Below are 8,671 nucleotides of genomic sequence, written 5' to 3' on the forward strand. Positions count from 1 at the left end.
CCCGACCGCCAAGGGCGGGGGCAATGCATCATTCGGGCTGATCCGCGTGGGCGGTCAGCTCATCCAGTTGCCGCCATCGACATTGTAGGTCTGGGCGACGATGTAATCGGCCTCGGGCGAGGCAAGGAAGATGGCCATGCCGGTCAGGTCGGCGGCGGTGCCCATGCGGCCAAGGGGCACGGCGGCGCCGACCTCGCGCTTTTTCTGGCCGGGTGCCTTGCCCTCGTGCCGGGCAAAGAACGCATCGACGCCGTCCCAATGTTCGCCATCGACGACGCCCGGCGCGATGGCATTCACATTGATGCCGTGACGGATCAGGTTCAGCCCCGCAGACTGGGTCAGGCTGATGACGGCGGCCTTGCTGGCGCAATAGACGGCGACCAGCGATTCTCCGCGACGACCGGCCTGGCTGGCCATGTTGATGATGCGCCCGCCGCTGCCCCGATGGATCATCCCGCGCGCGACGGCCTGCATCATGAACAGCGTCCCCGAGACATTGACCGCGAAGATGCGGTCGTAATCGGCGCGGGTGATTTCGGTCAGTGGCGCGGCGGTGAACAGCGCGGCATTGTTGATCAGGATGTCGATGCCGCCAAACGCATCCTCGACCTCGGCCACGCAGCCGTCGATCGAGTTCTGGTCGGTCACGTCAAGCCGGACGGCGATCGCCCCCCGGCCCAGATGCCCGGCGGCGGCGGTCGCGGCGTCGATATTGATGTCGCAGATGGCGACCTGCGCGCCCTCGGCCAGATAGGCGCGGGCGAATTCCAGGCCGATGCCGCGCGCGGCGCCGGTGATCAGGGCGCGTTTGCCGGACAGGCGGTTCATGCGATACGGTCCCCGGCCTTGTCAAAGCGGTGGATCTTGTCTTCGTTCGGGGTCAGCCAGACGGTGTCGCCGTGACGCAGATTGACCTCGCCGTCCGAACGGACAGTGATCGTTTCGGCCAGTCCGGTATCCTCGACATAAAGAAACGTGTCCGAGCCAAGATGCTCGCTGACGCCGATGCGGCCCTTCCATTTGCCGCTGTCGGGCGAGACGCTGATATGTTCGGGGCGCACGCCGATGGTTTCCGCGCCGTATTCAGCCGCCGCCGGACCCGAAAACAGGTTCATTCGGGGGCTGCCGATGAAGCCTGCGACAAAGGCATTCTTCGGGGCGTTGTACAGGTCCAGCGGGCTGCCCACCTGTTCGATGCGGCCCGCATGCAGCACGACGATCTTGTCCGCCATGGTCATCGCCTCGACCTGATCGTGGGTCACATAGATCATCGTGGTCTTCAGGCGGTTGTGCAGCTCGCTGATTTCAAGGCGCATGCCGACGCGCAGCGCGGCGTCCAGGTTCGACAGCGGCTCGTCGAACAGGAAGGCCGAGGGTTCGCGCACGATGGCGCGGCCGATGGCGACGCGCTGACGCTGACCACCCGACAATTGACCGGGTCGGCGGTCCAGATAGTTCGTCAGGTTCAGCGCCTTGGCCGCGGCCTCGATCCGGCGGTTCTGTTCATCGGCGGGAATGCCCGCCATCTTCATTGGAAAGGCGATGTTCTTGCGGACCGACATATGCGGATACAGCGCATAGCTTTGGAACACCATCGCCAGACCGCGCTTCGCGGGCGAGGCGTCGGTGGCGTCGGTTCCGTCGATGAGGATGCGCCCGTCGCTGACATCCTCCAATCCCGCGATCAGCCGCAGCAGGGTGGATTTACCACAGCCCGACGGGCCCACGAAGACGACGAATTCACCGTCCTCGATATCCAGGTTCAGGGGCGGGATGACTTCGACATCGCCGAAACGCTTGGCCACGCCTTCCAGGGTGATACGTCCCATCGTGGTTCTCCTTATTTCACCGCGCCGAAGGTCAGGCCGCGGACAAGTTGTTTCTGGCTGAACCAGCCAAGGATCAGGATCGGCGCGATGGCCATGGTCGATGCCGCCGAAAGTTTCGCCCAGAACAGGCCCTGCGGGCTTGAGAACGAGGCGATGAAGGCCGATAGCGGCGCGGCATTGGTGGTGGTCAGCTGGATCGTCCAGAACGCCTCGTTCCAGGCCAGGATGATGTTCAACAGCAGGGTCGATGCGATGCCGGGCACGGCCATGGGCGTCAGGACATACAGGATCTCGTCCTTCAGGGTGGCGCCGTCCATCCGCGCGGCTTCCAGGATCTCGCCGGGAATCTCGCGGAAATAGGTGTACAGCATCCAGACCACGATCGGCAGGTTCATCAGCATCAGGATCATGACCAGCCCGATACGGGTATCCATCAGCCCGGTGCGCAGGAAGATCAGGTAGATCGGCACCAGCACCGCGACGGCAGGCATCATCTTGGTGGACAGCATCCACATCAGGATGTCCTTGGTCCGCCTGGTCGGCGAAAACGCCATCGCCCAGGCCGCCGGGATCGCCACGATCAGCGCCAGAAGGGTCGAGCCGACCGCAAGGATGACCGAGTTGGTGAACGGCCGCCAATAGTTGTTCTGGCTTTGCACCGTCTCATAGCTGGACAGGCTGAAAGACGGGATCAGGTCAAACCCTGCGATGGCCTCTTGTTCGGTCTTCAGGCTGGTGATGATGGTGTAGAGGATCGGAAAGAAGATGATCAGGGCTACGATCCATGCGGCGATCGTGTAGCCGATCTTGGTGTTGCGGGATACGGCGCGTGCCATGTCTGACCTCCTTAATCCAGGTTCTTGCCGACGGCGCGCATCAGGAAGATGGCGACGAAATTGGCCAGGATGACCGCGATGATGCCCCCGGCGGCTGCGCCCCCGATGTCGAAATTCAGACGGGCCGCGCGGTAGATGAGGTAGGTCAGGTTGGTCGAGGCAAAGCCCGGCCCGCCATTGGTCGTCACAAGGATTTCCGCGTAGATGCCCAGCAGGAAGATCGTCTGGATCAGGATCACCACGGTGATCGCCCGCGCCATATGCGGCAGCGTCAGATAGATGAAGCGGCTAAGGGCGGGGGCGCCGTCCATCTCGGCGGCTTCCATCTGTTCGCCGTCCAGCGATTGCAGCGATGTCAGCAGGATCAGCGTCGCGAAGGGCAGCCACTGCCAGGCCACGATCAGGATGATCGACAGCAGCGGGAATTGCGCGAACCAGTCGACCGGGTTTGCCCCGAAGAATTTCGCGATATCCGCAAAGACGCCATAGCTGGGATGCATGATCATGTTCTTCCAGATCAGCGCCGCCACCGGCGGCATGACGAAGAACGGGCTGATGACAAGGATGCGCACAAGGCCCTGACCGAAGATCGGCTTGTCGATCAGCATGGCGATCCCGATGCCGCCGCAGACCGTGATCAGCAGCACGCCAAGCACCAGGACCAGCGTGTTCCAGATCGATTCGAAGAAGGCGGGGTCGCTGTAGAAATACTGATAGTTGAACCAGCCGGCCCAGCTTGTGTTTGCGGGGTTCAGAAGGTTGTAGTTCAGGAACGAATAGTAAAGCGTCATTCCCAGCGGCACGAGCATCCAGATCAGCAACAGGATGATGGCCGGTGCGCGCATCAGGCGCGCAAGACTGGCAGTCTGGCGGGTCGCCATGACGTGATCCTCCTCCGACGGCGCGCCCTGACCGGTGCGCCTTCCCCCTAGAATGCGCCGCCCGCGGGACGGGCGGCGCGGTGGTCTGCGATTACTTGATGTAACCGGCCCGGGTCATTTCGCGCGTGGTGTTGGACTGGGCCGCAGCCAGCGCATCTTCGGCCGACATCTGTCCGGCCAGCGCCGCCGAGAACTGCTGCCCGACCGCCGTGCCGATGCCCTGGAATTCCGGGATCGCGACGAATTGGCCGCCGGTATAGGGAATGTCCTGAACCGAGGATTTCTGCGTGTTGGCCGCATTGATGGCGGTCAGCGTCTGTTCGGCAAAGGGCGCCTCGGCCTGGTAGTCCGGGTTTTCATACAGCGAGGTCCGCGTGCCCGGAGGGGCGGCGCGCCAGCCGTCGTTTTCGGCAACCAGTTCGGTATAGCCCTTGGACGTGGCCCAGGCGATGAACGCCTTGGCGGCATCCTGTTTCTGCGAGGATGCCGGGATTGCCAGCGACCATGCCCACAGCCAGTTGCCGTGATTGTCCAGGCCTTCCTTGTTCGGGAACTGCGCAAAGCCCACGCTGTCGGCCACGGTCGAATTTTCGGGGTCGGTCACGAAACTGGCCGCGACGGTCGCGTCCATCCACATGCCGCATTTGCCCTGCTGGAACAGCGACAGGTTTTCGTTGAACCCGTTCGAGGACGCGCCCGGCGGGCCGTAATTCGTCATCAGATCCAGATAATCGGTCAGTGCGGCATTCCATTCCTCGCTGTCGAATTGCGGGTTCCAGTCGGGATCGAACCAGCGCGCCCCATAGCTGTTGGCCATCGCCGTCAGGAAGGCCATGTTTTCGCCCCAGCCCGGCTTTCCGCGCAGGCAGATGCCATAGACCTCGTTGTCCTTGTCGGTCATGGCCTCGGCGGCGGCCTTGATGTCGGCCCAGGTCGGGCTGTCGGGCATGGTGATCCCGGCGGCTTCGGCCAGATCGGTGCGATACATCACCATTGCCGATTCGCCGTAGAAGGGCGCGGCATACAGCGTGCCTTCGACCGACAGGGCCTCGCGCACGGCGGGCAGCAGGTCGTCGGCGTCGTAATCCTCGGGCATGCCGTCCAGCGCGACCAGCCAATCCTGCTTGGCCCAGATCGGCACCTCGTAGGTGCCGATCGTCAGCACGTCATACTGGCCGCCCTGCGTGGCGATGTCTGTGGTCACACGTTCGCGCAGGATATTTTCCTCCAGCGTGACCCATTCCAGCTGAATGTTCGGATTCTGGCTGGTGAAATCGTCGGTCAGGCCCTGCATCCGGATCATGTCGCCATTGTTCACGGTGGCGATGGTCAGGGTGACATTGTCCTGGGCCGAGGCCAGACCAGCGGTTGCGCATAGCGCGGTGGCACCCATCAGGGCGCGCCAATACATCTTCATCTTGATCCTCCCTTGCGGCATGGGCATTTGCCCTGCCGATGGGCAAATACTCGATCAAGGGCGTGATTCTGTCAACGAAACAGTTGATGAATTGACTGATCGCCCTGCCAACATCCTGACAGAGCGCTGAAAATTGCCTTGAGAAATGTCCCGAATTGTCGCGCTCAGCGCGCCAGAAGACGCTCGGCCGTGGCTTCCGAGGTAATCAGCCCGTTCACAAGCCCGCCCAGCAAAGCCGCCCGAATCGCGGGCAGTTTCGCTTCGCCCGATGCGATGGCCACGACGGGGCGATCTTCGGCCCGAGGCAGCGGGGCCGAGGCGACGCGGCGGTTGAATGCGCAATCGATGATCCGCCCCTGAGCGTCATAGACCCAGCTTGTGATTTCGCCGACGGCACCTGCATCGGCCAGTTCCTGCATCTCGGCATTGTCGACGAAGCCGTCAACATGCAGCGGCGCGGTCATGTCCATCTGCCCGATTCCCACCAATGACAGATCGGCCCGTTCGCACAGCGCGATGGTATTGCGCACGGCCTCCTGGCTTTTCATGGTCGTCAGCTCGTCGCTGTCATGGGCAAGGACGGGCAAGGGATAGGGGTAATGCGGCGCGCCGATCCGCTCGGCCAGTTGGATCGTCGCATTGAAGGGCGAGGCGGATCCGTCCGACATCATGTTCCCCAGCCGGGACACGACGATATGCTGCGGGCAGGACATGCGGGGCAATTGTTCGACGGTCGCCTTCAGGCTGCGACCGGTGCCAAGGCTGATGATCTTGCGCTCATCGCTTTTCAGCACGCGCTCCAGTTCGGACGCGGCGGCAATCGCGATTCCCGTCAGCAGATCCGGCGCCTCGGGGTCCGAGGGGACCACCTCGCATTGAGTCAGCCCGTATTTCTGCTGAACCGACAGGGCCAGATCCATGCAGCGCGCGATCGGATGGTCCAACCGCACCTTGACCAGCTTTTCACTGACCGCCATCGCCACCAGCCGCTGCGCGCTTTGCCGACTGACGCCCAATTTGCGCGCGATCTCGTCCTGGGTGTTGCCGGCCACGTAATACAGCCAGCCCGCCCGCGCCGCATCATCAAGCCGCGTGGCTTCGGGGGTAAAGCGTCCGGTCGTCACGTTCCGTTCCCGTTTGCATGGATCCTGTCCAACAACTGCGGAAAATCGGCCCAGTTGTCAAAGCTGTCGACCGTCAGGTCCGGCCGGGGCAGGTCGCGCAGATGGCGGCCGCCACGATAGGACAGGACCGACATGCCCGCCGAAATGCCTGCCTGAATGCCGGGAAGGCTGTCCTCGATCACCAGGCAATCTTGGGGCCGCCGACCCATCCTTTGGGCCGCGAACAGGAACAGATCGGGCGCGGGCTTGCCGTGTTCGACCTGGCTGGCGGTGAACACATGCGGCCCGAAATCATCCGTCAATCCAAGGATTTGCAGCGTGCGTGCAACCCGCGGCGGGCTGGATGACGTCGCCACGCAGACAGGCATGCCAAGCCCGCGCAGCATCGTGGCGAAACCAGGCGTCTGGGCAAGGTCGGTCTGAAACCGGTCCAGCAGACGCGCGCGATAGGCCGCCTCGAACCCGTCGGGCAGCGGGCGGTCAAACCGACTGCGGATCGTTGCCGCGACGGTCGGAAAACTGCGCCCCAGAAAATCACGACGCACATCATCCATGGTGATGGCGATGCCGATCTCGGCAAGCTGGTCGATCAGCACCTCGGCCGACAGCACCTCGCTATCGGCGATCACGCCGTCGCAGTCGAAAATGATCAGCCCGATGGCCATGCCACGTCCTTTATCACCGCAGGGAAGGCGCCCGGATAAGGTGGTAGGCCCGGCAGGACTTGAACCCGCAACCAAGGCGTTATGAGCGCCCTGCTCTAACCAATTGAGCTACAGGCCCGTGTAGCCGCATCTGCCTAGTCGCGCGGCAAACCAAGGTCAAGCCGGATCAGGCGCGCAGAACCGTTGCCCCTGTGCGCGCCATGGGCTATCGGGGGCGCAACATTCAGCCGGGGGCCGCCATGACGAATAACGGGATCAGCTATCGCGACGCAGGCGTCGATATCGACGCAGGGAATGCGCTTGTCGAACGGATCAAGCCTGCCGCGGCCTCGACCGCGCGCAGCGGCGTGATGGATGCGCTGGGTGGCTTTGGCGCGCTGTTCGACCCCAAGGCGGCGGGGTATGACGATCCGGTCCTGGTCGCGGCGACCGATGGTGTGGGCACGAAACTGCGCATCGCGATCGATACCGGCCATCTGGACGGCGTGGGGCAGGATCTGGTCGCCATGTGCGTCAACGATCTGGTCTGCCAGGGCGCCGAGCCGCTGTTCTTCCTTGATTACTTTGCCACCGGGAAGCTGTCGGTTGACGAAGGCGCACGTGTCGTCGAAGGTATCGCGCGCGGCTGCAAGGGCGCGGGCTGCGCCCTGATCGGTGGCGAAACAGCCGAAATGCCGGGCATGTATCATGATGGCGATTTCGACCTGGCGGGCTTTGCGGTCGGCGCGATGCAGCGTGGAACCGCGCTGCCTGCGGGTGTTCAGGCCGGCGATGTGCTGCTGGGCCTTGCGTCGGATGGCGTCCATTCCAACGGCTATTCGCTGGTCCGCAAGGTGGCTGAACGCGCGGGCCTTGGCTGGGACGCCGCAGCTCCCTTCACCGAGGGCTCGCTGGGACAGGCGCTGCTGGTGCCGACGCGGCTTTATGTGAAACCGGCGCTGGCGGCCGTGCGGGCAGGGGGCGTTCACGCGCTGGCCCATATCACCGGCGGCGGCATCACCGAAAACCTGCCGCGCGTGCTTCCGAAAGGGCTGGGCGCCGATATCGATCTGGGCGCGTGGTCGCTGCCTCCTGTGTTCGCCTGGCTGGCCGAGACAGGCGGTATTAACCAATCCGAAATGCTGAAGACCTTCAACAGCGGCATCGGCCTGATCCTGTCGGTTGCCGCCGACCGGGCCGACGCGATCAGCCAGCTGCTGGCGGATCAGGGCGAAACCGTCTACCGCCTTGGCCATGTGTCCGAAGGCGACGGCGTGCGCTATACTGGTCAACTCGCGTGACACGAGTCGCCATTCTGATCTCGGGTGGCGGATCGAACATGGTCCGGCTGGTTCAGGACATGACCGGCGATCATCCCGCCCGGCCGGTTCTTGTGGCCTCGAACGATCCCGAAGCAGGCGGCCTGATCAAGGCCGCCGAAATGGGCGTGCCGACCGCCGCCGTCGATCATCGACAGTTTCGTGGCGACCGCCCGGGGTTCGAAGCCGCGCTTCTGGCCCCGCTCCTTGCCGCTGAGCCCGATGTGATCTGCCTTGCGGGATTCATGCGAATCCTGACGCCGGATTTCGTCCAGCGCTTCGCAGGCCGGATGCTGAACATCCATCCTTCTCTTTTGCCCAAATACCCAGGCCTCAACACCCATGCCCGCGCCATCGAGGCCGGTGACAGCGAGGCTGGCTGCACAGTGCACGAGGTGATCCCAGATCTCGATGCCGGCCCTATCTTGGGACATGCCCGCGTTCCGATCCTGCCGGGCGATACCCCGGCCGATCTCGCCGCGCGGGTCCTGATCCAAGAACATCAGCTTTACCCGGCTATGCTGCGCCGTTTTCTTGGACGAAAAGACCAGCCTTTTTATAGTTAGCTCATGTTGACAAATGACGCAGCCTGAGCCGGATCGACGTGATGTCGATGAAGGC

9 protein-coding genes and 1 tRNA gene are annotated in these 8,671 nt (G+C 63.4%); 2 read left to right on the plus strand and 8 right to left on the minus strand.

What is annotated here, in order from left to right:
* Positions 1-54: 54 nt before the first annotated feature.
* From BMX67_RS06720 to BMX67_RS06755, 8 genes are all read right to left on the minus strand, one after another.
* The gene (locus BMX67_RS06720) at positions 55-828 is read right to left on the minus strand and encodes an L-iditol 2-dehydrogenase (protein ID WP_090733473.1); all 774 of its coding nucleotides are present in this window, start codon (positions 826-828) and stop codon (positions 55-57) included.
* The gene (locus tag BMX67_RS06725; RefSeq protein ID WP_090733474.1) at positions 825-1,829 is read right to left on the minus strand and encodes an ABC transporter ATP-binding protein; all 1,005 of its coding nucleotides are present in this window, start codon (positions 1,827-1,829) and stop codon (positions 825-827) included. Before BMX67_RS06725 ends, BMX67_RS06720 begins: the two co-directional genes overlap by 4 nt.
* 11 nt (positions 1,830-1,840) lie before the next feature.
* On the minus strand, positions 1,841-2,665 hold the full coding sequence (locus BMX67_RS06730) for a carbohydrate ABC transporter permease (protein WP_090733476.1): 825 nt from the start codon (positions 2,663-2,665) through the stop codon (positions 1,841-1,843).
* A gap of 11 nt (positions 2,666-2,676) precedes the next feature.
* A complete protein-coding gene (locus BMX67_RS06735) occupies positions 2,677-3,546 on the minus strand; it encodes a carbohydrate ABC transporter permease (RefSeq protein WP_090733477.1) in 870 nt (289 codons plus the stop codon).
* Between the two features lie 91 nt (positions 3,547-3,637).
* Complete coding sequence (locus BMX67_RS06740; RefSeq protein ID WP_090733479.1) at positions 3,638-4,963, minus strand: ABC transporter substrate-binding protein; 1,326 nt, start codon at positions 4,961-4,963, stop codon at positions 3,638-3,640.
* Between the two features lie 164 nt (positions 4,964-5,127).
* Positions 5,128-6,087, minus strand: a complete 960-nt coding sequence (locus tag BMX67_RS06745; protein WP_090733480.1) for a sugar-binding transcriptional regulator — start codon at positions 6,085-6,087, stop codon at positions 5,128-5,130.
* On the minus strand, positions 6,084-6,752 hold the full coding sequence (locus BMX67_RS06750; RefSeq protein WP_090733482.1) for an HAD family hydrolase: 669 nt from the start codon (positions 6,750-6,752) through the stop codon (positions 6,084-6,086). The genes BMX67_RS06745 and BMX67_RS06750 overlap by 4 nt, the downstream gene beginning before the upstream one ends.
* 41 nt (positions 6,753-6,793) lie before the next feature.
* Positions 6,794-6,870: transfer RNA gene (locus BMX67_RS06755), tRNA-Ile, on the minus strand.
* 82 nt (positions 6,871-6,952) lie between these two features.
* On the opposite strand from BMX67_RS06755, the gene purM reads away from it, so the two are divergent.
* Together purM and purN are read left to right on the plus strand one after the other, a co-directional pair.
* The gene (gene purM, locus BMX67_RS06760) at positions 6,953-8,032 is read left to right on the plus strand and encodes a phosphoribosylformylglycinamidine cyclo-ligase (RefSeq protein WP_425438967.1); all 1,080 of its coding nucleotides are present in this window, start codon (positions 6,953-6,955) and stop codon (positions 8,030-8,032) included.
* Positions 8,029-8,616: a phosphoribosylglycinamide formyltransferase gene (gene purN, locus BMX67_RS06765; RefSeq protein WP_090733483.1), complete on the plus strand. Its 588-nt coding sequence runs from the start codon at positions 8,029-8,031 to the stop codon at positions 8,614-8,616. The genes purM and purN overlap by 4 nt, the downstream gene beginning before the upstream one ends.
* The last annotated feature ends 55 nt before the right edge of the window (positions 8,617-8,671 follow it).

Origin of the sequence: Paracoccus homiensis (assembly GCF_900111675.1) — a bacterium.
GTDB lineage: Bacteria > Pseudomonadota > Alphaproteobacteria > Rhodobacterales > Rhodobacteraceae > Paracoccus > Paracoccus homiensis.